The 25,668-nt window shown below is 70.6% G+C and carries 29 protein-coding genes; 23 read left to right on the top strand and 6 right to left on the bottom strand.

Annotated features, from left to right (window positions below):
- Nucleotides 1-10: 10 nt before the first annotated feature.
- From OHO83_RS40705 to OHO83_RS40735, 7 genes are all read left to right on the top strand, one after another.
- Nucleotides 11-421, top strand: a complete 411-nt coding sequence (locus OHO83_RS40705; protein WP_266676096.1) for a RidA family protein — start codon at nt 11-13, stop codon at nt 419-421.
- A gap of 74 nt (nt 422-495) precedes the next feature.
- Nucleotides 496-1,143 carry a DUF1707 SHOCT-like domain-containing protein gene (locus tag OHO83_RS40710; RefSeq protein ID WP_266666645.1) on the top strand — a complete coding sequence of 216 codons (648 nt, stop codon included), beginning with the start codon at nt 496-498 and terminating at the stop codon, nt 1,141-1,143.
- 95 nt (nt 1,144-1,238) lie between these two features.
- Entirely contained in the window at nt 1,239-1,883 is a 645-nt protein-coding gene (locus tag OHO83_RS40715; RefSeq protein WP_266666643.1) for a TetR/AcrR family transcriptional regulator, read from the top strand.
- A 139-nt stretch (nt 1,884-2,022) separates the two neighbouring features.
- Nucleotides 2,023-2,988: an alpha/beta hydrolase gene (locus OHO83_RS40720; RefSeq protein WP_266666641.1), complete on the top strand. Its 966-nt coding sequence runs from the start codon at nt 2,023-2,025 to the stop codon at nt 2,986-2,988.
- Nucleotides 2,985-3,863, top strand: a complete 879-nt coding sequence (locus OHO83_RS40725) for an alpha/beta fold hydrolase (protein ID WP_266666639.1) — start codon at nt 2,985-2,987, stop codon at nt 3,861-3,863. The genes OHO83_RS40720 and OHO83_RS40725 overlap by 4 nt, the downstream gene beginning before the upstream one ends.
- Before the next feature lie 68 nt (nt 3,864-3,931).
- Nucleotides 3,932-4,771 carry an alpha/beta fold hydrolase gene (locus OHO83_RS40730; RefSeq protein ID WP_266666637.1) on the top strand — a complete coding sequence of 280 codons (840 nt, stop codon included), beginning with the start codon at nt 3,932-3,934 and terminating at the stop codon, nt 4,769-4,771.
- Between the two features lie 43 nt (nt 4,772-4,814).
- Complete coding sequence (locus OHO83_RS40735; protein ID WP_266666636.1) at nt 4,815-5,378, top strand: GNAT family N-acetyltransferase; 564 nt, start codon at nt 4,815-4,817, stop codon at nt 5,376-5,378.
- Between the two features lie 17 nt (nt 5,379-5,395).
- On the opposite strand, the gene OHO83_RS40740 is transcribed toward OHO83_RS40735, so the two are convergent.
- The gene (locus tag OHO83_RS40740) at nt 5,396-6,196 is read right to left on the bottom strand and encodes a cache domain-containing protein (protein ID WP_266666634.1); all 801 of its coding nucleotides are present in this window, start codon (nt 6,194-6,196) and stop codon (nt 5,396-5,398) included.
- A complete protein-coding gene (locus OHO83_RS40745; RefSeq protein ID WP_266666632.1) occupies nt 6,150-6,968 on the bottom strand; it encodes a FadR/GntR family transcriptional regulator in 819 nt (272 codons plus the stop codon). The genes OHO83_RS40740 and OHO83_RS40745 overlap by 47 nt, the downstream gene beginning before the upstream one ends.
- Nucleotides 6,969-7,081: 113 nt before the next feature.
- Here OHO83_RS40745 and OHO83_RS40750 point away from each other — a divergent pair, with 113 nt between their 5' ends.
- The 7 genes from OHO83_RS40750 to OHO83_RS40780 all read left to right on the top strand — a co-directional run bounded on the left by OHO83_RS40750 (nt 7,082) and on the right by OHO83_RS40780 (nt 13,607).
- Complete coding sequence (locus OHO83_RS40750; protein ID WP_266666630.1) at nt 7,082-8,158, top strand: ABC transporter ATP-binding protein; 1,077 nt, start codon at nt 7,082-7,084, stop codon at nt 8,156-8,158.
- Between the two features lie 49 nt (nt 8,159-8,207).
- Nucleotides 8,208-9,410, top strand: a complete 1,203-nt coding sequence (locus OHO83_RS40755; protein WP_266666628.1) for an ABC transporter substrate-binding protein — start codon at nt 8,208-8,210, stop codon at nt 9,408-9,410.
- A 12-nt stretch (nt 9,411-9,422) separates the two neighbouring features.
- Nucleotides 9,423-10,307: an ABC transporter permease gene (locus tag OHO83_RS40760; protein ID WP_330280620.1), complete on the top strand. Its 885-nt coding sequence runs from the start codon at nt 9,423-9,425 to the stop codon at nt 10,305-10,307.
- A 92-nt stretch (nt 10,308-10,399) separates the two neighbouring features.
- Nucleotides 10,400-11,215, top strand: a complete 816-nt coding sequence (locus tag OHO83_RS40765) for an ABC transporter permease (protein ID WP_266666624.1) — start codon at nt 10,400-10,402, stop codon at nt 11,213-11,215.
- 70 nt (nt 11,216-11,285) lie between these two features.
- On the top strand, nt 11,286-13,070 hold the full coding sequence (gene glsA, locus OHO83_RS40770) for a glutaminase A (protein WP_266666622.1): 1,785 nt from the start codon (nt 11,286-11,288) through the stop codon (nt 13,068-13,070).
- 151 nt (nt 13,071-13,221) lie between these two features.
- Nucleotides 13,222-13,362 carry a hypothetical protein gene (locus tag OHO83_RS40775; RefSeq protein ID WP_266666620.1) on the top strand — a complete coding sequence of 47 codons (141 nt, stop codon included), beginning with the start codon at nt 13,222-13,224 and terminating at the stop codon, nt 13,360-13,362.
- A complete protein-coding gene (locus tag OHO83_RS40780) occupies nt 13,362-13,607 on the top strand; it encodes a hypothetical protein (RefSeq protein WP_266666619.1) in 246 nt (81 codons plus the stop codon). The genes OHO83_RS40775 and OHO83_RS40780 overlap by 1 nt, the downstream gene beginning before the upstream one ends.
- 42 nt (nt 13,608-13,649) lie before the next feature.
- Here the strand turns inward: OHO83_RS40780 and OHO83_RS40785 are convergent, their stop codons facing one another.
- A complete protein-coding gene (locus tag OHO83_RS40785; RefSeq protein ID WP_266666618.1) occupies nt 13,650-14,054 on the bottom strand; it encodes a DUF5997 family protein in 405 nt (134 codons plus the stop codon).
- Between the two features lie 58 nt (nt 14,055-14,112).
- On the opposite strand from OHO83_RS40785, the gene OHO83_RS40790 reads away from it, so the two are divergent.
- Entirely contained in the window at nt 14,113-14,910 is a 798-nt protein-coding gene (locus OHO83_RS40790) for a LysR family substrate-binding domain-containing protein (RefSeq protein WP_329436720.1), read from the top strand.
- A gap of 66 nt (nt 14,911-14,976) precedes the next feature.
- Complete coding sequence (locus OHO83_RS40795; protein WP_266666616.1) at nt 14,977-15,903, top strand: aminoglycoside phosphotransferase family protein; 927 nt, start codon at nt 14,977-14,979, stop codon at nt 15,901-15,903.
- 80 nt (nt 15,904-15,983) lie between these two features.
- On the opposite strand, the gene OHO83_RS40800 is transcribed toward OHO83_RS40795, so the two are convergent.
- The gene (locus OHO83_RS40800) at nt 15,984-16,823 is read right to left on the bottom strand and encodes a hypothetical protein (protein ID WP_266666614.1); all 840 of its coding nucleotides are present in this window, start codon (nt 16,821-16,823) and stop codon (nt 15,984-15,986) included.
- Between the two features lie 96 nt (nt 16,824-16,919).
- Between OHO83_RS40800 and OHO83_RS40805 the strand changes: the two genes are divergently transcribed.
- Nucleotides 16,920-17,513, top strand: coding sequence for a YdeI/OmpD-associated family protein (locus OHO83_RS40805; RefSeq protein WP_266666612.1), 594 nt, complete (start codon nt 16,920-16,922; stop codon nt 17,511-17,513).
- Between the two features lie 189 nt (nt 17,514-17,702).
- Here OHO83_RS40805 and OHO83_RS40810 read toward each other — a convergent pair whose 3' ends face one another.
- Nucleotides 17,703-18,593, bottom strand: coding sequence for a glycoside hydrolase family 19 protein (locus OHO83_RS40810; protein ID WP_266666610.1), 891 nt, complete (start codon nt 18,591-18,593; stop codon nt 17,703-17,705).
- 176 nt (nt 18,594-18,769) lie between these two features.
- Here OHO83_RS40810 and OHO83_RS40815 point away from each other — a divergent pair, with 176 nt between their 5' ends.
- From OHO83_RS40815 to OHO83_RS40835, 5 genes are all read left to right on the top strand, one after another.
- Nucleotides 18,770-19,351: a GNAT family N-acetyltransferase gene (locus tag OHO83_RS40815; protein ID WP_266666609.1), complete on the top strand. Its 582-nt coding sequence runs from the start codon at nt 18,770-18,772 to the stop codon at nt 19,349-19,351.
- A gap of 260 nt (nt 19,352-19,611) precedes the next feature.
- A complete protein-coding gene (gene kdpF / locus OHO83_RS40820) occupies nt 19,612-19,701 on the top strand; it encodes a K(+)-transporting ATPase subunit F (RefSeq protein ID WP_330280621.1) in 90 nt (29 codons plus the stop codon).
- Between the two features lie 8 nt (nt 19,702-19,709).
- Nucleotides 19,710-21,374, top strand: coding sequence for a potassium-transporting ATPase subunit KdpA (gene kdpA / locus OHO83_RS40825; RefSeq protein ID WP_330280622.1), 1,665 nt, complete (start codon nt 19,710-19,712; stop codon nt 21,372-21,374).
- Between the two features lie 44 nt (nt 21,375-21,418).
- Nucleotides 21,419-23,515 (top strand): potassium-transporting ATPase subunit KdpB, encoded by a 2,097-nt coding sequence (gene kdpB / locus OHO83_RS40830; protein WP_443066108.1) that lies wholly within the window; start codon nt 21,419-21,421, stop codon nt 23,513-23,515.
- Between the two features lie 6 nt (nt 23,516-23,521).
- Nucleotides 23,522-24,190 carry a potassium-transporting ATPase subunit C gene (locus OHO83_RS40835; protein ID WP_266666605.1) on the top strand — a complete coding sequence of 223 codons (669 nt, stop codon included), beginning with the start codon at nt 23,522-23,524 and terminating at the stop codon, nt 24,188-24,190.
- 69 nt (nt 24,191-24,259) lie between these two features.
- On the opposite strand, the gene OHO83_RS40840 is transcribed toward OHO83_RS40835, so the two are convergent.
- A complete protein-coding gene (locus OHO83_RS40840) occupies nt 24,260-24,460 on the bottom strand; it encodes a hypothetical protein (protein WP_266666603.1) in 201 nt (66 codons plus the stop codon).
- Nucleotides 24,461-24,664: 204 nt separating this feature from the next.
- Here OHO83_RS40840 and OHO83_RS40845 point away from each other — a divergent pair, with 204 nt between their 5' ends.
- Nucleotides 24,665-25,630 carry an aldo/keto reductase gene (locus tag OHO83_RS40845; protein WP_266666601.1) on the top strand — a complete coding sequence of 322 codons (966 nt, stop codon included), beginning with the start codon at nt 24,665-24,667 and terminating at the stop codon, nt 25,628-25,630.
- Nucleotides 25,631-25,668: the final 38 nt, after the last annotated feature.

The raw sequence follows: 25,668 nt of genomic DNA on the forward strand, positions 1-25,668 counted from the left end.
GGGAATCCACGTGCCCCGCGCCGTCTCGCTGATCCGTTCGTCCTCGCTGTCCGACGTCGCGGAGTACGCCTACGCGGCCACGGCCCCCGCCGAAGCGCGGCTGATCTTCCTCGCGGGGGCCTGTCCGCTGGACGAGGACGGCTCGACGGTTGCCGTCGGCGACTACGCCGGACAGGCGGCCAAGGCCGTCGAGAACATGCGGACGGCGCTCGCCGAGTCCGGCGCCACCCTCGACGACGTGATCAGCACCCGCGTCCTCGTCGCGTCCACGCGCCAGGCGGACCTGGTGACGGCTTGGGAGGTGGTGCGTGACGCGTTCGGCGACCACGACGTCCCCAGCACGTTGATGGGGGTCACGGTGCTCGGGTACCACGACCAGCTCGTGGAGATCGAGGGTGTCGCGGCGGTACTGGACTCCTGACGGGGGCGGCCCGATCGCGGGTGGCCGATCGGGCCCGCTTCCACGGGTGGCGGCCACGCCACTAGAGTGCCTCCATGCCCGGTGAAATGGTGCCAGACCGCCGCGAACTGCGTGCGTCGCACGAGGAGCGCGACCAGGTCGTGGAGCGGCTGACCGTCGCCGCCGGTGACGGCCGGCTGACCGCGGACGAGCTGGACGAGCGGCTCGAGGCCGCGCTGACGGCCCGTACCCACGGTGAGCTGGCGGCCCTGCTCGCCGACCTGCCGGACGCCGGTCCCGTATGGGCCGCCGGGGTCGCGGCCGCCGATCCGAAGGACGTGTCGCGGATCGTCGTCGACAGCGCGAGCGCGAAGCGGGACGGCGGCTGGGTGGTCCCGAGGCGTCTGGAGATCGAGTCGAAGAGCGGTTCCGTCGTTCTCGACTTCACCCGGGCCGTCATCGCGGTGCCGACCCTGGAGATCGAGGTGGCGGTGCGCAGCGGGTCGGTGACGCTGCTCGTGCCGCCGGACGTCGTCGCCGACGTCGACGACGTGGCCGTGCGCAACGGCAGCGTGCGCCATCAGGCGCGGCCCGAGCCCGCCGCACCGGTCAGGCTGCGCATCCAGATGACGGGTGAGGTGGACGGCGGCAGCATCGCGATACGGCCGCCCGGGCCGCCCCGTCGTGGCTTCTGGCAGTGGCTGCTGCGGCGCCCGCGACCGGTGGCGGCGCTCCCTCGCTGACCGGGCCCCTGTGATACCCCCGGCCGAGCTTGATCATGGTCCGTCCCCGGGGGCTAAGGTCGGCCCGAGCGTTCGCTGCGCGAGGAGGACCGGCCATGGAAGCCGCCGATGTGAACACCCCTGCCGACGACGGCTCACCGGGACGGGCGGGATACCGGCGGTCGGCCGGGTCGCCGCGCGGCGAAGCCCGGCGGCGGGAACTCCTCGCCCTCGTCACCGATGACCTGGAGGCCCACGGACTCGTGGACTTCTCGCTCCGCCGCGCGGCGCGAGCGGCCGGCACCACGCACAAGGTGCTGCTCTACCACTTCGACGGGGCCGACGACCTGCTCACGCAGGCGATCGTCCAGCTGCGCGAGCGGCGCATCGCGAAGGCGCTCGCCGCCGCGACCGAGGGCCGCGACCGCAGGACGCTGGCGGACTGGGTGCGCGCGGTCTGGCCGATCCTCGTGGGGCCGGAGGCCCGCGTGCTCGACCAGGCCATCGGGCTGGCGATGTACGACCCGGAGCGTCACGCGGCGCTGGGACGTGAGGCGTCGCAGCAGTATCTGCCCACGCTGTTGTCCGTGTGCCCCGGGCACTGGTCCGGCCGTCGCAAGCTCGAGGTCGCCGAGATGGTCCTCGCCACGCTCCGGGGCTTTCTGGTGGACGCGCGGACCAGCGGTGACGCCGAGGGCGTCGCAGCCGGGTTCGAGGCGCTGGCCCGCGCGCTGGAACGGGAGGAGGCCGCGGAGGCGTGATCGCGGCGCCCGGGCGGCATCCGATCCGGCCGGACCACGTGGGAGGAGTCCGTGGACAGTTTGTGAACCACGTGGTTCACTTTCGGTGAGGGTGCTTCTCGTCCACTCGGATCCACGCGGGTCCACTCGGAGGCCGGTCATGCGGATGTCCATGGAGCGGGAGAAAGTCCGATTCCCCAGCGGCGGCACCGAATGCGCCGCGTGGCACTACCCGGGGACGAACGGTGCGTGCGTGGTCATGGCGCCCGGCGGCGGGGTGACCAAGGAGCCGGGCACCGACCCGTTCGCGGCGCGCTTCCACGCCGCCGGGTTCGGCGTCCTGGCCTTCGACTACCGGCGGTTCGGTGAGAGCGGGGGCGCGCCGCGCCAGATCCTGGACATCGAGGAGCAGCTCGCCGACTGGCGGGCCGCGATCGCCTGTGCCGCGTCGCTGCCGGCGGTCGACCCCGCACGCGTCGCGGCCTGGGGGTTCTCGGCCTCGGGCGGTCACATCTTCCAGGTCGCGGCGCGCGCACCGCAGTTGGCGGCGGCGATCGCGCAGACGCCGCTGGCCGACGGGCCCGTGGCGTCGCGCAGGGCGATGGCGTATCAGACGCCGTGGGGAATGCTCCGGCTCACTGTGAGGGGTCTCCTCGACGCCGCCGGTGGTCTCGTCGGACGTGAGCCCCTGCTGATGCCGCTCGCCGGTCCGCCCGGGACCGTGGCCATGCTCACCACGCCGGACGGGAACGAGGGGGACCGGGCGCTCAACCCCGGCAACCGCTACCCGGACTGGCGGCAGGAGGTCGCCGCCCGCTCGGCGCTGAGCCTCAGCTTCTACCGGCCGGGCCGCCAGGCGTCCAAGGCGCGGTGTCCCCTGCTGGTCGTCGTGTGCGACCAGGACCGGTCCGCCCTGCCGGGCCCGGCCGTCGACGCGGCGCGACAGGCGCCGCAGGCAGAGGTGGTCCGCCTGCCGGGAGGGCACTACGCGCCCTTCATGGACGCGCACGAACCGGCCGTCGAAGCCGAACTCGCCTTTCTGCAGCGCCACTTGCTCGGCAGGACGGCACCCGTCGGCCCTGGTGCCGCCGTCACCTCCGATCCTTCGGCCCGGAGCCGGTCATGAGGGAGATCGAGCTGACCGCAGGGACCGTCGAGTACGAGGACACGGGAGCGCAGTCTGACGCGGGCGGCAGTGGCCCTGCGGTCGTCTTCCTGCACGGCCTGATGATGGACGCCTCGCTCTGGGACGGGCCGATCGCGGAACTGTCCGGCGAGCACCGGTGCGTGGCGCCGACGCTGCCTCTGGGCGCGCACCGCCGCGCGATGCGCGACGACGCCGATCTGTCGCTGCCCGGGGTCGCCCGCCTCGTGGTCGAGTTCCTGGACCGTCTCGACCTGCGCGACGTCACCCTCATCGGCAACGACACCGGCGGGGCGCTCGTCCAACTGGTCGTCTCCGAGCGCGCCGCCGAGCGCGTGGGCCGCGTGGTGCTCGTCTCGTGCGAGGCGTTCGACAACCTTCCGCCGCGGCTGACCGGCAGGACGCTCGCTCTCGTGGGGAAGCTGTCGCCAAGGATGTTCGGGCTGTTCATGCAGCAGATGCGGATCGGCGCGGTGCGGCGGCTGCCGGTCGCGTTCGGGTGGCTGACCAAACGAGGCGGGACCGCGACCGGCCGGTGGATGAGACCCGTCATCACGCAACAGGAGATCCGCCGCGACGCCGTACGGATGCTGCGCGCGGTCTTCGCCGACACCCGCGTCCTGCTCCGGGCGGCGGAGCACCTGCCGGCGTTCGACCGGCCCGCGCTCGTCGTGTGGGCGCGGGACGACCGGGTGATGCCGCTCGCCCACGGCCGACGCCTCGCCGAACTCCTCCCGCAGGGTCGGCTGGTCGAGATCGAGGACAGCTACACCCTCGTCCCCTTGGACCGGCCGACTGAACTGGCCTCGGCTGTAAGGGAGTTCATGCACGTACCCGCTCCTGACCCCCGCCGGTGACTCCCGGCACCGCCGAGCGGGCGCCCATCCGCTTGCCATGATCGGCGCATGGGCCCGAGGATGACGCCATGCCCGCCTTCACCGCACCCGACGGCACCTGGCTCGCCTACCACGTCGTGGGGGACGGTGAGCCCCTCATCTGCCTGCCCGGCGGCCCCATGCGCGCCTCCGCCTACCTCGGAGACCTCGGCGGGCTCTCGAAGCGGCGCCGCCTCGTGCTCCTCGACCTCCGCGGCACGGGTGACTCCGACGTGCCGGCGGACCCGTCCACGTACCGCTGCGACCGGCAGGCCGACGACGTCGAGGCGCTCCGCGTCCGACTCGGCCTGGAGCGTGTCGATCTGCTCGCCCATTCGGCGGCCGGTGACCTCGCGCTGCTCTACGCGGCCAGGTACCCCCGGCGCGTCCGCACCCTCACGATGGTCACCGCCCGCGCACGCGCCCTGGGCGTCGACTTCACCACGGAGCACCGACTCGAAGCGGCCGCCCTGCGCGTGGACGAACCGTGGTTCCCCTCCGCGCGTGAGGCGTACGGACGGGTCTGGGACGGCACCGCGACCGACGCCGACTTCGACGCGGCGGTGCCGTTCTTCTACGGGCGCTGGGACGCGGCCGCCGAGGCGCACGCCGCCGGCGAGGTCGAGCAGACCAACGAGCAGGCGGCGGACCTCTACGCGTCCGCCGGAGCCTTCGACCCCGCCGCGGCCCGCGCCGCCCTGGCCGGGTGGGACGCGCGGGTCCTGGTTCTGGCGGGCGAGCGGGACGGCGGCCCGCTGCCCCGGGTCGCCGCCGCCGTCGCGGAGCTGCTCCCGCACGCCGAACTGGTCGTCCAGGAAGGCGCGGGCCACTTCCCGTGGGTCGACGACCCCGATCGCTTCACGCAGACGGTGGCCTCGTTCCTGGGATAGCCGCTGCCGTGCGTGCCGTGTCCGCCGTGTCAGGATCGGTTTCATGATGTATCGCTGGGCGACCGAGGCCGACGCTCCCGCCATGGCCGCGCTCTTCGCCGCCAACCGCCGAGACTCCCTGACGGAACATCAGCGAGACGAACAGGGCTTCGTACAAGGAGGTTTCGACGCCGCGACGCTCCGCGCCATGGCCGCCGCCGGGTCGTTGCTGGTGGCCGACGACGACGGGCAGGTGGCGGGTCTCCTCGCCCTTTCCGGCCCCGACGAACTGCCCGCGCCGCCACCGGTCGTCGGCCTGCTCGCGGCGCAGGACACGCTGCGCTGGGAGGGCCGGCCGCTGAACGAGGTGCGCTGGCTGCTCTACGGCCCCGTGGTCGTCGACGCGGCCCACCGGGGGCGCGGGGTGGCGCGCGGACTGTTCACCATGGCCGTCGAGGCGGCCGCGGCGCGGGCCGACGCGGTGGTCGCGTTCATCGAGTCCACGAACCGGCCCTCCTGGCGCGTCCACGTGGACGGGTTCGGTATGTGCCCCCTGGGCGAGTACGTGGTGGACGGCCGCACCTACAGCGCCGTCGCAGCGCCGGTGCGCGCGCCGGGCGGCGCCTGAGGGAACAGGACTCGGGTCTACGGCCGCACGGCGGAAGACGTCGCCGTCGCCAGGATCAGCGGGACGCCGTCGCAGGGCAGCAGGCGCAGCCCGTCGTGGTCCGTGCCCTCCGCCGGTCCGGCCAGTACCGCCGCGAGATCGGGGCCCTTGCTGAGGGAGCCGACGAGGTGGCGGGGGTCCGTGGAGGCGGCGACGCGGCCGCGCGCGTTCACCAGCCGGGCGGGTCCCGGGAGGCGCTGGAGCAGTGGCATGACGACGGACTCGAAGCGGCGCAGGTAGACGTCGGCGGCGGCCACGCCCATGAAGCGCCCTCCGGCCGTCACGGGCGCGGAGAGCGTGAGGCTGTACTCGTCGGAGCAGAGGTAGTCGACGTAGGGGCCCGCGACGGCCCGCTGCCCGGTGTCGCGGGGGAGCGTGAACCAGTCCCAGTGGGTGTAGTCCGAGTACGCGGAGCGCTGCGGGTCCAGGTCGAGCAGTAGCGGCTGCACGGCCCCGTCTGCGGTCCGCTGCCACCACTCCAGCCACGCGGGTACGTCGTCGAGGAGGCCGGGCGCCGCGACGAAGCCGATCCCCGAGACCAAGTCGTAGCGGTCGAGGCGGGTGCGCAGCCCGGGGCGGAGCGCGGTCAGGTCGTCCGTGACCGGGCGGCGGCCCTTCGCGGCGACGGAGGAGAGCACGGACTCGATGTCCACGGCGGTGGCGCCGACGGCGTCGAAGACACCTTCGAGCGCGTCGCGGACGCGGGCGGCCGCCTCGGCTGCCGGCCGGTCGTCAAGCAGCGCCGATCCGGCGTTTGCGGGACGGGGGTTGCTGCCCATCGGGGGCCTCCTTCGGACCGGGACCGCTCGCGCCGCCGGCCGGGTCGAGGCGGAGTTCGATCAGGCGCGCCATGGAGGTCTGCACGCATTCTTCGGCCAGGGCCCTGGCGCGGTCGTCCGCCCCATCATGCACGGCCGAGATCACGGCGCGGTGACGGTCCGCGGCGTCCGCGAGGAGTCCGTCGTCGTGCAGCACGAGCCGTAGCAGTGCCCCGACTTCGGTCTGCAGAGTGACTTCCTCCCTGGTCAGGCGGGCGGACTGGGCGGCGGCGGCCAGCTCGACATGGAAGCGCCCGTAGACGCGGCTGCGGGCTCCCGAGTCCTTGGCGTCCATCAACTCTCCCAAAGACCTCTGCAGTTGCCGCAGATCGGCGGGCTCCGTGCGCCGGGCCGCGAGACGGGCGGCGGCGCCGGAGACGGCGGCCCAGTGGTCGGAGAGATCGCGCAGTTCCTCGGTGCTCCAGTCGGCGAGGCGGGCGAGGAGCCGGTCCTCGGCGGGGCCGTCGGGGACGGTCACGAAGCTGCCCCCGCCGCGGCCCCTGCGGGTGGTGACCAGGCCGCGCTGCCGAAGCGCCATGAGCGCCTCGCGCAGGGTCACGGTGGAGACGCCGAGCTGGGCGGCGAGGTCGCTCTCGCCGGGCAGCTGCTCACCGTCGGCGAGCAGCCCGAGGTCGATGGCGTCACCGAGCCGCCGCACCACGGCGTCCACGCGGGCGAGCGTGTCGACGGGGGTGAAGACGGCTCTTCGGACGCCGGTTTTGTCTCGGTTCACGGTCACCACCTTGCCACTTGGCACAGCCTTTACCTTAGCGGGGCCTTGAAATTAGAACTATGACTTCATATGTTTACCGCCAACTCCCGACAGCACCAGAAAGGTTCCCGCCCATGGAGGGAATGGCCATCCGGCTGCAGAGCCTGCGCAAGTCCTTCGGCAGGACGGAGGCCGTGGCCGGGGTCGACCTGGAGATCGCGGACGGCGAGTTCTTCTCGATGCTGGGGCCGTCCGGCTCGGGCAAGACCACGGTGCTCCGGATGATCGCGGGCTTCGAGGCCCCGACCGCCGGAACCATCGAACTCGCGGGCGCCGACGTCACCCGCCGGGCCCCTTTCGAGCGTGACGTGCACACCGTGTTCCAGGACTACGCGCTGTTCCCGCACATGACCCTGGAGCAGAACGTCGCCTACAGCCTCAAGGTCCGCAAGGTGCCCAAGGCCGAGCGCCTCGCCCGGGCCAGGGAGGCGCTGGCGAGTGTGCGGCTCGAAGACTTCGGCGGGCGCCGGCCCTCACAGCTCTCCGGCGGCCAGCGTCAGCGCGTCGCCCTGGCCCGCGCCCTCGTCGGCCGCCCGAAGGTGCTGCTCCTCGACGAGCCGCTGGGCGCCCTCGACCTCAAGCTCCGTGAGCAGATGCAGGTCGAACTCAAGGCGATCCAGCGCGAGATCGGCATCACCTTCGTCTTCGTCACGCACGACCAGGAGGAGGCGCTGACGATGAGCGACCGCATCGCGGTCTTCAACCAGGGCCGCGTCGAACAGGTCGGTACCCCGGCCCAGATATACGAGCGTCCCGCCACCCCCTTCGTCGCGGGGTTCGTCGGCACCTCGAACCTGCTGTCCGGCGACGCGGCGGAGCAGGTCGTGGGTGACCGGGCCACGTACAGCATCCGCCCGGAGAAGATCCACGTGCTCAAGGAGTCCGCCGCCGCAGAGCCGGAGCACGCGAGCGCGACCGGCACCGTCGCGGAGGTCGTCTATCTGGGGGACGCGACCCGGATCCTCGTCGACCTCGACGCCGGTGGCCGGCTCACCGCCCTGCAGCAGAACCTGGAGACCTCGTCCGAGGACGTGGCCGCCCTGCGCGGATCCCGGGTCAGACTCCAGTGGCACCGGCGGCACAACTTCCAGGTGCCTGAAGCCAGTCGGCCATCGGTCCAGGACGCTCCTGGCAAGCACGTATCGAAGTAGACCCGTACGACCGTTACCGCCCGCCCGTCCCCTCCCCGTGGAGATCCCCGTGCGACTGACCCGAACGTCCCGAGCGGTGGCCGCGCTCGGCGCCCTGCTCCTCGCCTCCGCCTGCGGTTCCTCGGACACCGCCGGATCCTCGCCCGGCGGCAGCGACTTCACCCCGCCGAAGCTCTCCGCGCAGAAGACCCTCGGCAAGCCGGAGGGGCAGGTCAACCTGATCGCCTGGGCCGGCTACGCCGAGGACGGCTCGAACGACCCGAAGGTCGACTGGGTCACCGACTTCGAGAAGCAGACCGGATGCCAGGTCAACACCAAGACCGCGGGCACGTCCGACGAGATGGTCAACCTCATGAAGACCGGCCAGTACGACGCGGTCTCCGCCTCCGGCGACGCGTCGCTGCGGCTGATCGCCTCGGGTGACGCGGCCCCCGTGAACACCAAGCTGGTGCCCAACTACAAGGACGTCTTCGCCGGGCTGAAGAACCAGCAGTGGAACTCGGTCAAGGGTGTCGCCTACGGCATCCCGCACGGCCGCGGCGCCAACCTCCTCATGTACAACACCAAGAAGGTCTCCCCGGCGCCCGACTCCTGGTCCGCGGTCTTCGACCAGGCCTCCGCCCACAAGGGAAAGGTCACCGCGTACGACTCGCCGATCTACCTCGCGGACGCCGCCCTGTACCTGATGAAGTCCAAGCCGTCCCTCGGCATCAAGGACCCCTACGCCCTGGACCAGAAGCAGTTCGACGCGGCGGTCGCCCTGCTCAAGGCGCAGAACTCCAACGTCGGCGAGTACTGGAGCGACTACCTCAAGGAGGTCTCCGCCTTCAAGAGCGGCGACTCCGTCGTCGGCACCAGCTGGCAGGTGATCCTCAACACCGCCCAGGCGGAGAAGGTCCCCGTGAAGGGAGTCCTGCCCAAGGAGGGCGCCACCGGCTGGTCCGACACCTGGATGCTCTCCGCCAAGGCCAAGCACCCCAACTGCGCCTACAAGTGGATGGACTGGATCATCTCGCCGAAGGCCAACGCGCAGGTCGCCGAGTACTTCGGCGAGGCCCCGGCCAACGCGAAGGCCTGTGAGCTGACGGCGGACAAGAACCACTGCGCCACGTACCACGCGGCCGACGAGGCGTACTGGAAGAACGTCCACTTCTGGACCACGCCCATCGCCCAGTGCATCGACGGCCGCACGGACACCAAGTGCGTCCCGTACACCAAGTGGGTCCAGGCCTGGACCGAGATCAAGGGCTAGGACCTGCCGCCGATGACCGACACCGCGCCTGCCGCCGGACCCGTCCGGCGGCTCGCCGGGGCCCTGTACCGCCGCCCCCGGCTACAGCTGTCCCTGCTGCTCTCCGCACCGACGGCCTGGCTCGTCCTGGCCTATCTCGGCTCGCTCACCGTCCTGTTCATGTCCGCGTTCTGGACCACGGACTCCTTCACCTCGAACGTCGTGAAGATCTGGAACACGGACAACTTCACCGCGCTGTTCACCACCGACGTCTACCGGCAGGTGGCCCTGCGCAGCGTCGGCGTCGCCCTCGCGGTCACCGCGCTGTGCGTGCTGATCGCGTTCCCCACCGCGTTCTACACGGCCCGCATCGCGAACCCGCGGTGGCGGCCGCTCCTCGTCGTCGCCATCCTCACCCCGCTGTGGGCGAGCTACCTCGTCAAGGCGTACGCCTGGCGGCTCATCCTCGCCCAGGGCGGGCTTCTGGACTGGGTGTTGGGACCGCTCGGCCTCAAGGGGCCCGGCTACGGCCTCACCGCCACCGTCCTCGTCCTGACCTATCTGTGGCTGCCGTACATGATCCTGCCGATCCACGCCGGACTCGAACAGCTCTCGGACAGCCTCCTCGACGCCTCCGCCGACCTCGGCGCCCGCACGGGCCGCACCTTCCGCTCCGTCGTCCTGCCGATGATCCTGCCGTCCGTCGCGGCCGGCTCGGTCTTCACCTTCTCGCTCAGCCTCGGCGACTACATCGCCGTACAGATCGTCGGCGGCAAGACCCAGCTGATCGGCAACCTCATCTACTCCAACATCACCCTCGACCTGCCGCTCGCCGCCGCGCTCGGCACCGTGCCCGTGGTGATCATCGTGCTCTATCTGCTGGCGGTACGCCGCACCGGAGCCCTCAGCAGCCTGTGACGCCCGGAGGCCTCTCGGCGCCTCCGAAACCCCTGATGTCCCGTGCCGCCGCCCGCCGACCCTCCGGATCACGCACAGCGAAGGTCCCTCCGATGAATCTCTCCCGCCCCGCGCGCATCACCCTGCGCATCGCCGCCGCGCTCGGCTTCGCGGTGATCTACGTCCCTCTGTTCCTTGTCCTCGTCAACTCCCTGAACCCGGACCGCAGTTCGGGCTGGCCGCCGCCCGGGCTCACCTTCGACTGGTGGGCCGACGCGTGGCACAGCTCCGGCGCCCGCGACGCCCTGTGGACGTCGGTCAAGGCCGGGCTCGGCGCGACCGCCATCGCCCTGGTCCTCGGCACGCTCATCGCGTTCGCCTGCCAGCGCTACAGGTTCTTCGGACGCGACGCCGTCTCCTTCGTCGTCGTCCTGCCGATCGCGCTGCCCGGCATCGTCACCGGCGTCGCCCTCAACACCGCCTTCCGCACGGTCCTCGAACCGCTCGGCGTGGGACTCGGCCTGTTCACCGTCATCGTCGGCCACGCCACGTTCTGCATCGTGGTGGTCTTCAACAACGTCATCGCCCGGCTGCGGCGCATGCCGGGGTCGTACGAAGAGGCCGCGATGGACCTCGGGGCGCACACTTTCCGCACGTTCATCGACATCACGTTCCCGCTGGTGCGCTCCGCGCTGGTCGCGGGTGGCCTGCTCGCCTTCGCTCTCTCCTTCGACGAGATCGTCGTGACGACCTTCACCGCCGGACCGGGCATCCAGACGCTGCCCGTCTGGATCTTCTCGAACATGGCGCGCCCGCAGCAGGCTCCCGTCGTCAACGTCGTCGCCGCCGTCCTCGTCCTGCTGTCCGTCATCCCGATCTACCTCGCCCAGCGTCTGTCCTCGGACACCGCGTCCGGGAGCCGGATCTGACTCGAACGGCGCGGGCACCCGTTGCCCGCTTGGGAAGGCGCATCGTCCGGCCGTGGTGTTCGATTGCGGTGTGAGGCACAACAAGCCGCCGGACGATCCGCTCGCCGCGCTCCTGGACCGCGTCCGCATCCGGCTGCGCGACCTCACGGAGGGCGAGCCGGCCTCGTACATCCCGGAACTGAGCAGGGCCGACCCGGACCTGTTCGGACTGAGCCTGTGTGCGCTCGACGGGCAGGTCTACAGTTGCGGCGACAGTGAGGTGCCGTTCACCGTCCAGTCCGTGTCCAAGCCCTTCGTCTTCGCGCTCGCACTCGCCGACCAGGGCCTTGAGGACGTCCTCGCGCGGGTGGGCGCCGAGCCGAGCGGTGAGGGGTTCAGCTCGATCCGCCTCGAACCCGGCACCGGCCGCCCGCCCAACCCGATGGTCAACGCCGGTGCCATCGTGACCAGTTCACTGGTGGCCGGAGCGGACCCCGACGAGCGTTTCGCCCGCATCCTGGCCGGCCTGGGCGCCTTCGCGGGCCGGGACCTGACCGTCGACGACGCGGTGTTCACCTCCGAGCGCGCCACCGGCGACCGCAACCGCGCCCTCGCCTATCTCATGCACAACGCGGGATCGTTCACCGGCGACGTGGAGGAGCAGCTCGCGGTCTACTTCCGTCAGTGCTCCGTGCTCGTGACCTGCGACGACCTTGCCGTGATGCACGCGACGCTGGCCGGCGGCGGCACCAACCCGCTCACCGGCGAACGGGTCGTCGCCTCCCGCCACGCCCAGCACGTCCTCGCCGTCATGGCCACCTGCGGGATGTACGACGCCTCCGGGCAGTGGATGCTGCGCGTGGGCCTGCCGGCGAAGAGCGGGGTCTCGGGCGGGATCGGCGTGGCGCTGCCCGGCCAGTTCGGCATCGGGGTGTTCAGCCCGCCCCTGGACGAGAAGGGCAACAGCGTCCGCGCCATCGCCGCCTGCCACCTCCTGTCGGAACAGTTCGGGCTGCACCTGATGCGCGCCACCGGCAGCAGCGGCCGCCCGCTGCCGCCGCGCTCCCTCGACCCGGGCCCCCTGCGCTCGCTGCGCCACCGCCCCCGCGACCAGCGCGCCGCACTCGACGAACGGCCCGACCGCATCCGCGTCCACGTCCTCCAGGGCGACCTGGACTTCGCCACCGCCGAACAGACCCTGCGCGCGGCCCGCGATCTCCCGAAGGCCGCCCGCTGGTTCGTCCTGGACCTCGCGCGGGTCGGCCGCATCGAACCCGTCGCCGCCGACCTTCTGCGCGCCCTCGGCCACGACCTGCGCGAACGCGGGATCCGCATGGTGATCGCCGACCCGTCGGCGCGCCCCGTCACACACACCAAGGACGAATTCGCCGACCTCGGACGCGCCATCGAATCCTGCGAGGACGAACTCCTGACCGACCTCGGACTCGACCCCTCCGCGCCCGTTCCCCTGACCCACAGCGACCTCTTCGGGAGGGCCGGCGAGCAGGCCGCGCAGGCCGTCTCCGACTGCTTCGGCACCATGTCCCTGTCCGCCGGCCAGACCGTCGAGCCACCCCGCGCGGAGCCCGTGGTCCTCTGGTACGTGGAGTCGGGGCGCCTGGCCGTGTGCGCCCACAGCTCGCGGCCCACACCCGCGGGCCGTACCTGGTCAGCGGGGCCCGGCGCGGCCCTCACCCCCGCCGACTTCCACGCTCGCCTGGGCCAGCGCGTCATGGCCGAGGAGGACTCGGTGTGCCGCACCCTGACCGCCGCCGGACTGCTGCGCCTGCGCACGGCCGTCCCCGCGGCGGCGGCCTTCCTGGAGCGCAGCCCGCTCGACGGCGCGGAGACGGTGGACCGCCCCGAGGGGGCCTGAGTCGAACGGGGGTGCGCCCGAAGCGGCCCGCTGCTCCGTCAGCTGTCAGCTGCCGCGTCGGCGGGCCTGAGCGCGGGGAGAAGCGCGATGCCGAGGGCTACCCGCTGCCCCACGGCCTGTGCGGTGCGCTCGACCTGCGCCGGGGACCGGCATGTCCGGGCACTCGCTCGGCGGGGACACGGCGGCGGAGAGCACGGCGGCGGATCACCGCATCATGGCGAGCGCCGACCTGGACGGGAGCCTCGACGGGCCTGCCGCCACCACGGGCCTCGACCGCGGCCCTTCCTGCTGATGAGCAACGCGAGCCACAGCGGCGAGAACGACCCGTCCCGGGAGGATTTCTGGTCGCATCTGCGTGGCCGGCGCCGGAGCTGGCGCCTGCCCGCTTGCGGACACCGGACCTGCGCCGACCTGTCCCCGCTGATGCAACGGCTGGACAGGGCCCTCCCGCTCCCGCCCGAGGCGGTGGACGCCATGACCGAGCCATCGGCACGACGCACCGCGGGCCGCGCCGACGAGGTCGAGTTCGTCCCGTGACAGGACGGAGGTGGAGCCGGGGAGATCGGTCAGGAGAGGCGGTCAGGAACGCTGGTCGCCGGACTGCTCGGCGCGCTGAGCGTTCCGCTCCTTGATGCGGACGGCTTCCTTGCGCACCGCGGCCTGGGTGGCACGCTCCTGCTGGAGCCACTCGGGGCTCTCGGTCTTCAGCGCCTCGATCTGCTCCGTGGTGAGCGCCTCGGTGATCCCGCCACGGGCGAGACCCGAGATCGAGACACCGAGCTTGGACGCGACGACGGGCCGGGGGTGCGGGCCGTTGCTCCGCAGTTCCTGGAGCCACTCGGGCGGATCGGCCTGCAGCGCGTTGAGCTCGCTGCGCGAGACGACACCCTCCTGGAACTCGGCGGGGGTGGCCTCGAGGTACACACCCAGCTTCTTGGCCGCGGTCGCGGGCTTCATGGTCTGGGTGGTCTGGTGCGACGTCATGGTGTCAAGGGTATCGACTGTGTGCGATACCTCCGACCACGACCGGTAACCTGGCGGAGTGACAGGCTCGGATACATCCCCTTCGTTCCGGCTCGCGTATGTCCCGGGAGTGACACCCACCAAGTGGGTGCGGATCTGGAACGAACGGCTGCCCGGCGTTCCGCTGACCCTCCTCGCTACGCCCGCCGGCGAGGCATCCGACGTATTGCGGGACCGTGGGGCGGACGCCGGCCTCGTGCGACTGCCGGTGGACCGGACCGTGCTCAGCGCGATCCCCCTCTACACCGAGACGACGGTGGTGGTGATCCCCAAGGATCACGTCGTGGCCGCCGTCGACGAGGTGTCCGTGGATGATCTGGCCGACGAGACCGTGCTGCACCCCCTCGACGACACCCTCGTCTGGGAGCGGCTTCCCGGTGAGCCCGCGTTCGAGCGCCCGGAGACGACGGCGGACGCCGTCGAGCTGGTGGCCGCCGGAATCGGCGTGCTGGTGGTACCGCAGTCGCTCGCCCGCCTGCACCACCGCAAGGACCTCACCTACCGGCCGGTTACCGACGCCCCAGAGTCCCAGGTCGCGCTGTCGTGGCCGGAGGACGAGACCACCGACCTGGTGGAGGAGTTCATCGGCATCGTCCGCGGGCGGACCGTCAACAGCTCACGCGGCCGCACGGCGACCCCGCCGCAGCCCAAGGCCGCGCGTACCGACAAGAGCGGAGCGGCGCGGCAGAAGCCGGGCGCCGGGAAGAACCCGCGCGGCGGCGGCGCCAAGGGCGGGACCAAGCCCGGGCCGAAGGGCGCCGCAAAGGGCGGTCCCAAGGGCGGCGCCAAGCGCGGGAAGCCACGTCGCAGGCCGTAGTCGCGACGGCGCCGCGGGCACGGATATTCCGTTGCCCGTACGACTTCCGGGCGTGATGATCCCTGAATGGCTTCGACTCCGAGTCCTTCCGACGGCCGCGCCGGAATCACCGCCGCACTCGTGGAGCGGTTGATCGCCGCGCAGTTCCCCCAGTGGAGCGGCCTCCCTGTGACACCGGTGGAGGCCGACGGCTGGGACAACAGGACGTACCGCCTGGGTGACGCGATGACGGCCCGCCTGCCCACCGGCGAGGGCTACGTTCCCGCGGTCGCCAAGGAGAACGAGTGGCTGCCGCGGCTCGCGCCCTCACTGCCTGTAGCCGTCCCGCCCGTCCTGGCCCAGGGCCGGCCCGGCGAGGGATACCCCTTCCCGTGGTCCGTGCGCGGCTGGCTGCACGGAGAGGCGGCGGAGCGCGGCCCTATCGACGACATGGCGCAGTTCGCGGTCTCGGTGGCCGAGTTCGTCCTCGCGCTGCAACGCTGCGACACCACCGGGGGACCGTCGGCCGGAAAGCACAGCTGGTACCGGGGCGCGTCGCTCACCCACTACGACGACGAGACCCGTCGCTGCCTCACGGCGCTTGAGGGCCATGTCGACACGCGCCGGGCGGCCGCTGTGTGGGAGGCCGCGCTCGCGGCGCGGTGGCAGGGGACGCCGGTGTGGTTCCACGGAGACATCGCCACCGGCAACCTGCTCGTCGCCGAGGGCGCACTCACGGCCGTCATCGACTTCGGTACGTCGGGCGTCGGCGACCCCGCCTGCGACCTGGTGATCGCCTGGGGCATGTTCTCCGGAGACAGCCGCGAGGCCTTCCGCCGCACGGTCGCCCAGGACGCCGGCACCTGGGCCCGAGCCCGCGGCTGGTCTCTGTGGAAGTCCCTGCTGGTCATGTCGGAGTCCCTCGGCACCGACCCGGAGCGCACCGCGTACAACCACCGTGTGATCGACGAAGTCCTCGCCGACCACGACCGGTTCGGCGACATCGGCAACTGACCGCCGACCAGCCGTGGCTGAGGGCACGTGACGTCATGCGCGAGGCCGTGCGGCTCAACTGCCTTTCTGCATGGGGCGGCTCACCCAGCGACCCGGTTCGGTGCGGCGGTCTGCGGAGGGGTGGCCTTCGGGGAGAGGTTCTCGAGCTCGGACACGTCCACGGACTCGTCCTTCGACGGAGTCGCGGACGGCACCGGCCGGTTGTAGTCCGTGAGTGTCATCGTCGTGTTCACATCGCCCGTCTTCTCGGTGGCACGGACGAGTCGATGCGGATTCTTCGAGGTGATGAACAGGACGACTTCACTGCCGTCGTTCCTGCCGCTCACCGGCACGACGTCCGTGCCGTCCACCTTGCTCTCCTTGCCCTTGGTCAGCTTCTCGGGGGGCGCGCTCGAGGGTCCGCCGTTCAACTGGGCCTGGAACGCGTTCAAGTCGCATGTGTCCCCCAGACTCCTGAGCATTCCGTCGTCCGCGCTGCCGTGTACATAACGCCCGTTGAAGACCTGGGCCGCGAGCTCGCCTGTCTCGCCGTCGACCTGGGTCTTCCAGAACGTGGTGTCGGGCTTCATCCACAACTCGTCGCCGCGTTTGATGAGTTGGACGGTGCCGCCCTTGGCGCCACCCGTGCCCATCGTCAGTGATCCGGCGCAGTTGCCGTCCTGGTCCAGGGCCAGATCGAGGACTGCGGGGGACCGGGCGTCGGCGGGTCCCGTGGAGTTGTTCTTCAGGAGTACATGGAGGGACTTCGCGTCCAGCAGTTCCTTCTTCGCGTCGTCGGCGAGCTGCTGCGCGCTCAGCTTCGACGCGTCGCCCCCGTCGTCCGCGAACGCGGGGACTCCCGCGACAGCGGTCACGCAGGCGACGGCGGCGCTCACCGGGAGCAGCGCGGCCTTGCGATGCCTCGACACACACGACTGCATGGCGCCACCTCGCGAACGGGACCACCCATATGTTGAACGCCATTAAATTGTACATTTCGGACTGATGGTCGTCGCGGCGGCGGTACGCTGCGCCCCATGGACGGGACGGGTGGGGTGTACGGGGCCGACGGGGTGGAGATCATCACGTTCCCGGATGGCGAGGCGTTCGAGAGCTGGCTCGGCGAGCACCACACGCGGCAGGAAGGCGTGTGGGTCAAGGTCGCCAAGAAGAGGTCCGGCATCCCGTCCGTCACCGACGGCGAGCTGGTGGACATCGGGCTGTGCTGGGGCTGGATCTCCGGCCGGCGGTGCTCCCTCGACGAGCGGTACTACCTCCAGCGGTACGTCCCGCGCCGGGCCAGGAGCCTGTGGTCCCGGGTGAACGTCGACAAGGTCGCGATGCTGACCGCCGCCGGCCGGATGCGTGAGCCCGGTCTCGCCGAGGTGCGCAGGGCGCAGCAGGACGGGCGGTGGGTGGCGGCGTACGCGTCGCAGAAGACGGCGACGGTGCCAGCCGACCTCGCCGCGGCGCTCGACGCGGAACCCGAGGCCAGGAAGGCGTTCGACGCGCTCGACAGGTCCGGGCGCTACCAGGCGATCCTGCCGCTGCTCCAGGCCCTCAGCCCCGAGACCCGCCGCGCCCGGCTCCGAAGGGCCGTCGACGGGCTGCTCAACAGCGAGCCCGGCTAGGGCTCTTCTCTCGGAGCTTGCCGGGCTCGCGGCCTGATCCCAAAGCAAGGCCCTGGCTCGTCTCCGCTGCCGGGCCCGTCAATCCTCGCGGTCACCTGGTGTGCCCCGCGCCCCAGGGCGAGACCGCCGGGCGGACCTGGTGAATTCAAGGCCCGCCCGGCGGCGGCTCGCGTCACACGCGGTGGCGTGTCAGCAGCTCAAGTTGTCGCCCGGTGTGGTGCCCAGGATCTGGACGAACGCCTTGTACCGGTCGATGCGGCTCTGGACCTGGCCGGGATTGCCGCCGTTGCACTCCAGGCTGCCGTTGATGGAGCGGATCGTCTCGCCGAAGCCGGCGCCGTTCACCATGGCGTTGTGCGGCGTCATGGTGCCGGGGCCGCTCTGCGTGTTCCAGTACCAAAGGCCCGTCTTCCAGGCCACGGCCGCGTCCTGCTCCACGAGGTACGGGTTGTGGAGGAGGTCGATGCCGAGTGCGTCGCCCGCGGCCTTGTAGTTGAAGTTCCAGCTGAGCTGGATCGGGCCGCGGCCGTAGTACGCGGCGGTGCCGGCCGGGCAGCCGTAGGACTGGCTGCTGTCGCAGTAGTGGGGGTAGTTGGCGGTGTTCTGCTCGACGATGTACACGAGGCCGCCGGTCTCATGGCTGACATTGGCCAGGAACGCTGCGGCCTCCTGGCGCTTGACCGTGTCGCTGCCGGTGTTGGCGAAGCCGGGGTAGGCGCTGAGCGCGGCGGTCAGTCCGCTGTAGGTGTAGAACGGATTCCGGTTCGGGAACATCTGGTTGAACTGGGCCTCGCTGACGACGAAGCCGGACGGCGCGGGGTCACCCGGGTCCGTCTCGCCACCGCCGCAGGCGCCCTGGTCCGCCCAGACGTCGGAGGTGCCCGGGGTCTCGTTCTGGGTCCACCACTTGGCGTTCCAGTTGTGCCCGTTGTAGGAGGCCGACCCGCCGCCCGTGTAGACGGACGAGGAGTTCCAGGGTGCGGCGCACTCGGCCGCCGATGCCGTGGTGGCCGGGCCGATGACGACCACGGCGCCGACCGCGGCCAGGGTGGCGACAAGACTCGTGACGCGTTTGATCATGCCAACGCTCCTTCGGCGCGGCGCGAGTTGGGGGGCCCGGCGCCGCCATGGGGGGTGCCGGCCACTCAAGCGAACTTGGTCTGGACCTGTCAAGGTCTAGACCAAAAATGGTCCCTGGTGTGGAGAGGTTTCGGCCTAGGCTGCCGCGCGGCAGCGACCCGTACCGAAGGAGCAGGATGTTCGCGATACCGCTGGGTGACGACGGAGTCGAGCTGCGGCCCCTGGAGCCGTGGAACGCCGAGGAGTTCCTCGCCCACATGGACCGGGGCCGCGAGCACATCGGCCGGTTCGTCGAACTCCCCGACCATGTGACGGACTTGGTGTCCGCCACGGCCTTCCTCCGGCGCTACGCGGACAAGACCGCCGCCGACGCCGGTCGTCTCTACGGCATCTGGGCCGACGGCACGCTCGTCGGCGGGGTGATGTTCCGGCTCTTCGACGCCGTGGCCGGGAACTGTGAGGTCGGCTGCTGGCTGGAGGCGACGACGGTCGGCCGGGGCATCGTCACGCGCGCGATCCGTGTCCTGCTCGACTGGGCCTTCGACGTGCGAGGCATACACCGAGTCGAATGGGTGGCGGGGGCCGGCAACACCGCGAGCCTCAACGTGGCCCGGCGCCTGGGCATGACCCGTGACGCGGTGCTGCGGGAGAGCTACCTGTACCGGGGTGTCCGGCACGACGAGGAGGTCTGGTCGGTCCTGGCCCCGGACTGGCACAAGCTCCGGGGCGCCTCCGCGAGGCGGTCCAGGTCCTCCTGATCTGCGGGAACGCGGGCACGCCAGGGTGGTCCACGTCACCTTGGCGTGAAGAGGCGTATGGGATGCGTCAAGGCCGCGCACCCCGCCGTATGGGAGGTGTCAAGGGCGGGCGCTTCCGGTCCTGAACGGGGGTTTCCTCTAAGAGTCCGTTCAATTCCGAACCCCATTCAGGAGCTCACGATGGCCGACGTGGCCTTCGTCGTCACCACGATCGCGGTGTTCGCGCTGGTGGCTCTCGTCGCCAAGGGGGTGACGAAGCTGTGACCGCCGAAAACATCGTCGGCCTGATCGTGGCCGTCGCCCTCCTTGGCTATCTGCTCCTCGCCCTCATCTACCCGGAGAGGTTCTGAGCACCGATATGAGCCCCGTACTCGCTGGTGTGCTCCAGCTCCTCGCCCTGATAGCGGCGCTCGCCCTGGCCTACCGCCCCCTGGGCGACTACATGGCCCGGGTCTACTCCTCCGACAAGCACCTGCGCGTCGAGAAGTGGATCTACAAGGGCATCGGTGCCAACCCGGACACGGAGATGCGCTGGCCCGCCTATCTGCGCGGCGTGCTGGCCTTCTCCGCGGTCAGCGTCCTCTTCCTGTACCTGTTGCAGCGTCTCCAGGGCAGCCTGCCGGGCTCGCTGGGCTTCACGTCGATCGATCCGGACCAGGCGTTCAACACGGCCGCGTCGTTCGTCGCGAACACCAACTGGCAGTCGTACTACGGCGAGCAGGCCATGGGCCACGTCGTCCAGACGGCCGGCCTGGCGGTACAGAACTTCGTCTCCGCGGCCGTCGGCATCGCCGTCGCGGTGGCGCTGGTGCGCGGCTTCGCGCGCTCCCGCACGGGTGAGCTCGGCAACTTCTGGTCGGACCTGGTGCGCGGCACGATCCGCGTCCTGATCCCGATCTCCGTGGTCGGCGCGATCGTCCTCGTGGCGTGCGGCGCGATCCAGAACTTCTCCGGGATCCATTCCGTGGGTCAGTTCATGGGCGGCTCGCAGCAGTGGAACGGCGGCGCGGTCGCCTCGCAGGAGGCCATCAAGGAGCTGGGCACCAACGGCGGCGGCTACTTCAACGCCAACAGCGCCCACCCCTTCGAGAACCCCAACGGGTTCACGAACCTCTTCGAGATCTTCCTGATCCTCGTCATCCCGTTCGCTCTCACGCGCACCTTCGGCCGCATGGTCGGTTCCCTGAAGCAGGGCTACGCGATCCTCGCCACGATGGCGACGATCTGGATCGGGTTCACGGCTTTGATGATGTGGACGGAGTTCCACCACGGCGGCCCGGCGTTCGATATCGCGGGCGGCGCGATGGAGGGCAAGGAGAACCGCTTCGGGGTCGGCGGTTCGTCGATCTTCGCGGTGGCCACCACCCTCACCTCGACCGGGGCGGTGGATTCGTTCCACTCCTCGTTCACGGGGTTCGGCGGCGGCATCACGATGCTGGGCATGCAGCTGGGTGAGATCGCTCCGGGTGGCACCGGTTCGGGGCTTTACGGCATGCTGATCATGGCGATCATCGCGGTGTTCATCGCGGGTCTGATGGTCGGCCGTACGCCCGAGTACCTGGGCAAGAAGATCGGTACCCGCGAGATCAAGTTCGCGGCCTGCTACATCCTCATCACCCCGGCGCTCGTGCTCGTCTTCACGGCGATCTCGATGGCGCTGCCGACCCCGCCGAACTCGATGCTCAACTCCGGTGCGCACGGGTTCTCCGAGATCTTGTACGCGTTCACGTCGGGTGCGAACAACAACGGTTCGGCGTTCGCCGGTCTGAGCGCGGACACGCAGTGGTTCAACACCACGATCGGGCTCGCGATGCTGCTGGGCCGCTTCCTGCCGATGGTGTTCGTCCTCGCCCTCGCAGGCTCGCTCGCCGAGCAGCAGCCCATCCCTGCCACGGCCGGCACCCTGCGCACCGAGAAGCCGCTGTTCACCGGGCTGCTTGTCGGCACGATTCTGATCATCACCGGCCTGACGTACTTCCCCGCTCTGGCCCTCGGCCCGCTCGCGGAAGGTCTGGCGTCATGACCACCGGAACCAGCAAGCACGACTCGAAGAGGTCACAGGACGCCATGTCCACAGCCACTCCCACGCGGGCGCCGCACAGCGACGTGCCCTCCGGGCACACACAGGAAGGCCGGGTCGGCGGCGGGCTGTTCGACCCGAAGCAGCTCCTGAGGTCGCTGCCGGACGCCTGCCGCAAGCTCGATCCGCGCGTCATGGTCAAGTCGCCCGTGATGTTCGTGGTGCTCGTCGGCTCGGTCCTGACGACCGTGTTCTCCTTCAAGGACCCGTCCGACTGGTTCGGCTGGACGATCAGCGCCTGGCTGTGGCTCACCGTGATCTTCGCGAACCTGGCGGAGGCGGTGGCCGAGGGCCGCGGCAAGGCGCAGGCGGACACGTTGCGCAAGGCCAAGACCGACACCGTCGCCCGGCGTCTGGCCGGTTCCACGGAGGAGCAGGTGCCGGGCACCGAGCTGCGCATCGGCGACCTCGTCGTCTGCGAGGCGGGCGACATCATCCCCGGCGACGGTGACGTCGTCGAAGGCGTCGCCTCCGTGGACGAGTCGGCCATCACCGGTGAATCGGCCCCCGTCATCCGGGAGTCGGGCGGTGACCGCAGCGCGGTCACGGGCGGCACGAAGGTCCTCTCCGACCGCATCGTCATCAAGATCACGACGAAGCCCGGCGAGACGTTCATCGACCGGATGATCGCCCTGGTCGAGGGCGCGGCCCGCCAGAAGACGCCCAACGAGATCGCGTTGAACATCCTTCTCGCGTCCCTCACCATCGTGTTCCTGCTCGCCGTGGTGACCCTGCCGCCGTTCGCGGACTACGCGGGCAAGCACCTCACCATGGTCGTCCTGGTGGCCCTCCTCGTCTGCCTCATCCCGACGACGATCGGCGCACTGCTCTCGGCGATCGGCATCGCGGGCATGGACCGCCTGGTCCAGCGCAACGTCCTCGCCATGTCCGGCCGGGCGGTCGAGGCCGCGGGCGACGTGTCGACCCTGCTCCTCGACAAGACCGGCACCATCACGCTCGGCAACCGGCAGGCCGCCGAGTTCGTGCCCGTCAGGGGCGTCACCGCGGCCGCACTCGCCGACGCCGCGCAGTTGTCCTCGCTGGCCGACGAGACCCCCGAGGGCCGTTCCATCGTGGTTCTCGCGAAGGAGAAGTACGGGCTGCGTGAACGCCACCAGGGCGAGCTGGCCGGCGCCGAATGGATCGCCTTCACCGCCCAGACCCGCATGTCGGGAGTGGACGTCGACGGGCGCAAGACCCGTAAGGGCGCGGCCGGTTCGGTCATCGCCTGGGTGAAGGAGCGCGGCGGCCAGGTCGCCCCGGACGCCGACACCCTCACCGACTCCATCTCGGAGGCGGGTGGCACGCCGCTGCTCGTGGCGGTCGAGGACGTCGACGGCGCGCGGGTGCTCGGTGTCATCCACCTCAAGGACGTCGTCAAGGACGGCATGCGGGAGCGGTTCGCCGAGCTGCGCCGCATGGGCATCAAGACCGTCATGATCACCGGCGACAACCCGCTGACGGCGAAGGCGATCGCCGAGGAGGCGGGCGTCGACGACTTCCTCGCGGAGGCGACTCCCGAGGACAAGATGGCTCTCATCAAGCGGGAGCAGGCGGGCGGAAAGCTGGTCGCGATGACCGGCGACGGCACGAACGACGCCCCCGCGCTCGCGCAGGCTGATGTCGGCGTGGCCATGAACACGGGTACGTCGGCCGCGAAGGAGGCCGGCAACATGGTCGACCTCGACTCCAACCCGACCAAGCTCATCGAGATCGTCGAGATCGGCAAGCAACTCCTCATCACCCGGGGCGCGTTGACGACGTTCTCCATCGCCAACGACGTCGCGAAGTACTTCGCGATCATCCCGGCGCTGTTCGCGGCGGTCTACCCGGGCCTGGACAAGCTCAACATCATGCAGTTGTCCTCGCCCGACTCCGCGATCCTGTCCGCGGTCGTCTTCAACGCGCTCATCATCATCGCGCTCGTACCCCTCGCCCTGAAGGGCGTCCGGTACCGGCCGATGAGCGCGGACCGGATGCTGCGACGCAACCTCGGGATCTACGGCCTCGGCGGTCTGATCGCGCCGTTCATCGGCATCAAGCTCATCGACCTCCTCATCTCACTCATCCCCGGGATCGGCTGATCGGCTATGAACAACTCGGTTAAGAACACCGCCCGGTTGCTCGGGGCCGGGCTGCGTGCCCTCCTCGTGCTGACACTGGTCTGCGGGGTCATCTACCCGCTCGCTGTCACGGGGGTCGCCCAGGCCCTCTTCCACAACAAGGCCAACGGCTCCGAGATCAAGTCCGAGGGCAAGGTCGTCGGCTCGTCTCTCATCGGCCAGCGCTACGACCTGCCGCTCAAGAAGGGTCAGGAGACCGCGGAACCCGACCTCAAATGGTTCCAGCCGCGCCCCTCCAACGGCCTGGGCACCAACAGCGTCAACACCCAGTACAAGCTGATCCTGTCCGGAGCCACCAACCTGTCCGGCGACAACAAGGACCTCATCGACCAGGTCGAGGCCGCACAGAAGGCCGTCATCAAGGACAACTCCACGGCCACCTACAAGGTGAGGAAGGCGGACGTACCCGCCGACGCGGTCACCTCCTCCGGCTCCGGCCTCGACCCGGACATCTCCCCGGCGTACGCGGACCTCCAGGTCCACCGTGTCGCGGAGCGGAACGGACTGTCCGTCAGCCAGGTGGACAAGCTCGTCAGGGACCACACCAGCAGCCGCATCCTCGGCTTCGTGGGCGAGCCCCGTGTCAACGTCCTCGAACTCAACATCGCGCTCAAGGAATTGGCCGCGAAGAACTGATCGCGAACCGGACAGGACGGAAGCCGGCGGCTCGGGAAACCTTCCCGGTGCCGCCGGCTTCCTGATGCGCTAGAGCGAGCCCGGCCCGCCGCTGTTGAGCGCGGGCGAGTGCGTCTGCTGCGTCGGCATGGCGCGCGGCAGCGGCGCCGGCATCACCCGTTCCAGATCCCGCAGGGTCTGTTCGGCTGCGGCACGGACCTGGGCGGGGATGTCGCCTCGTTCCTGGATGAGCCGACTGTAGATCGGAGCTTCGTGCTGTGCGGCCCACACGTCGAGACTTCCCTCTTTCTTTGGCTGGCGACGCCCCCGGCACCGGAGGAATCAGCCAACGAGTCTACCGGTGACCTTTCCGGCGTAGGCAAAGTGTCCATATCGGGGGACGCGCGGCCCCAGAAGAGGGTATGGATCGTCGGGAGGCTTCCGGGCGCCGGCTTCGATGCGGCCCGGGCGAAGAACGCGACGTGGAGGTTGAGAGTGCGCTACCGCGAGCTGGGCCGCAGCGGGATGTCCGTGTCCGAGATCGGCTACGGCGCCTGGGGCATCGGCGCGTCCGGGTGGGTGGGCGCCACCGAGGACGAGTCCGTACGCGCCCTGCACCGGGCCGTCGACCTCGGGGTGAACTTCATCGACACCGCCCGCGGCTACGGCGAGAGCGAGCGGATCGTGGGCCGGGTCGTGCGCGAACGGGCAGGCGACGATGTGCTGGTGGCGACCAAGGTGCCGCCGATGAACAGGATCTGGCCCGCGCCCGACGGCATCGACCCCGCCGAGGCGTTCCCCGGCGCCCACATACGCGAGAGCGTGGAGACCAGTCTGCGGGTCAGTGGCCTCGACCACTTCGACGTGGTGCAGTTCCACGTCTGGAGCGACGAGTGGGTGGGCCGGGGCGACTGGCTGCAGACGGTCGAAGAGCTGAAGAAGGAGGGGAAGATCCGCCTCTTCGGCGTTTCCGTCAACGATCACCAGCCGGACAACGCACTCGCCCTCGTACGCAGCGGCGCCGTCGACACCGTGCAGGTCATCTACAACATCTTCGACCAGGCACCCGCCGACGCGTTGCTGCCCGCGTGCGAAGAACACGGCGTCGGTGTCATCGTCCGCGTGGCGCTGGACGAGGGCGGGCTCACGGGCCGGATCACCGCAGGAGCGACCTTCCCCGAAGGCGACTTCCGTGCCCGCTACTTCCGCGACGACCGGCCGGCGCAGGTGGAGCGGAAGGTCGCCGCCATCGTCGCCGACCTCGGCATCGCGCCCGACGAGATCGCCGAGAACGCGCTGCGCTTCGTGCTGAGTTCGCCCGCCGTCTCCACGGTCATCCCCGGCATGCGCTCCGTGCGCAACGTCGAGCGCAACACGGCGCTGAGCGACGGACGGCCGCTGACCGCCGACCGACTCGCCGTGCTGGCGGGGCACCGCTGGCAGCGCAACTTCTACCTGTGATCCCTATGGAGAGGCTTCACGAGGTGCACCCCGCGACC

The sequence above is a fragment of the Streptomyces sp. NBC_00569 genome (assembly GCF_036345255.1).
Classification (GTDB): domain Bacteria; phylum Actinomycetota; class Actinomycetes; order Streptomycetales; family Streptomycetaceae; genus Streptomyces.

Excerpts from the sequence above, each read along its gene's own strand:
- OHO83_RS40710 (WP_266666645.1), top strand. The coding sequence starts at position 496 with ATGCCCGGTGAAATGGTGCCAGACCGCCGCGAACTGCGTGCGTCGCAC.
- OHO83_RS40715 (WP_266666643.1), top strand. The coding sequence starts at position 1,239 with ATGGAAGCCGCCGATGTGAACACCCCTGCCGACGACGGCTCACCGGGA.
- OHO83_RS40720 (WP_266666641.1), top strand. The coding sequence starts at position 2,023 with ATGCGGATGTCCATGGAGCGGGAGAAAGTCCGATTCCCCAGCGGCGGC.
- OHO83_RS40725 (WP_266666639.1), top strand. The coding sequence starts at position 2,985 with ATGAGGGAGATCGAGCTGACCGCAGGGACCGTCGAGTACGAGGACACG.
- OHO83_RS40730 (WP_266666637.1), top strand. The coding sequence starts at position 3,932 with ATGCCCGCCTTCACCGCACCCGACGGCACCTGGCTCGCCTACCACGTC.
- OHO83_RS40735 (WP_266666636.1), top strand. The coding sequence starts at position 4,815 with ATGATGTATCGCTGGGCGACCGAGGCCGACGCTCCCGCCATGGCCGCG.
- OHO83_RS40740 (WP_266666634.1), bottom strand. The coding sequence starts at position 6,196 with ATGGGCAGCAACCCCCGTCCCGCAAACGCCGGATCGGCGCTGCTTGAC.
- OHO83_RS40750 (WP_266666630.1), top strand. The coding sequence starts at position 7,082 with ATGGAGGGAATGGCCATCCGGCTGCAGAGCCTGCGCAAGTCCTTCGGC.
- OHO83_RS40760 (WP_330280620.1), top strand. The coding sequence starts at position 9,423 with ATGACCGACACCGCGCCTGCCGCCGGACCCGTCCGGCGGCTCGCCGGG.
- OHO83_RS40765 (WP_266666624.1), top strand. The coding sequence starts at position 10,400 with ATGAATCTCTCCCGCCCCGCGCGCATCACCCTGCGCATCGCCGCCGCG.
- OHO83_RS40775 (WP_266666620.1), top strand. The coding sequence starts at position 13,222 with ATGTCCGGGCACTCGCTCGGCGGGGACACGGCGGCGGAGAGCACGGCG.
- OHO83_RS40780 (WP_266666619.1), top strand. The coding sequence starts at position 13,362 with ATGAGCAACGCGAGCCACAGCGGCGAGAACGACCCGTCCCGGGAGGAT.
- OHO83_RS40785 (WP_266666618.1), bottom strand. The coding sequence starts at position 14,054 with ATGACGTCGCACCAGACCACCCAGACCATGAAGCCCGCGACCGCGGCC.
- OHO83_RS40795 (WP_266666616.1), top strand. The coding sequence starts at position 14,977 with ATGGCTTCGACTCCGAGTCCTTCCGACGGCCGCGCCGGAATCACCGCC.
- OHO83_RS40800 (WP_266666614.1), bottom strand. The coding sequence starts at position 16,823 with ATGCAGTCGTGTGTGTCGAGGCATCGCAAGGCCGCGCTGCTCCCGGTG.
- OHO83_RS40805 (WP_266666612.1), top strand. The coding sequence starts at position 16,920 with ATGGACGGGACGGGTGGGGTGTACGGGGCCGACGGGGTGGAGATCATC.
- OHO83_RS40810 (WP_266666610.1), bottom strand. The coding sequence starts at position 18,593 with ATGATCAAACGCGTCACGAGTCTTGTCGCCACCCTGGCCGCGGTCGGC.
- OHO83_RS40815 (WP_266666609.1), top strand. The coding sequence starts at position 18,770 with ATGTTCGCGATACCGCTGGGTGACGACGGAGTCGAGCTGCGGCCCCTG.
- kdpA (WP_330280622.1), top strand. The coding sequence starts at position 19,710 with ATGAGCCCCGTACTCGCTGGTGTGCTCCAGCTCCTCGCCCTGATAGCG.
- kdpB (WP_443066108.1), top strand. The coding sequence starts at position 21,419 with ATGTCCACAGCCACTCCCACGCGGGCGCCGCACAGCGACGTGCCCTCC.
- OHO83_RS40835 (WP_266666605.1), top strand. The coding sequence starts at position 23,522 with ATGAACAACTCGGTTAAGAACACCGCCCGGTTGCTCGGGGCCGGGCTG.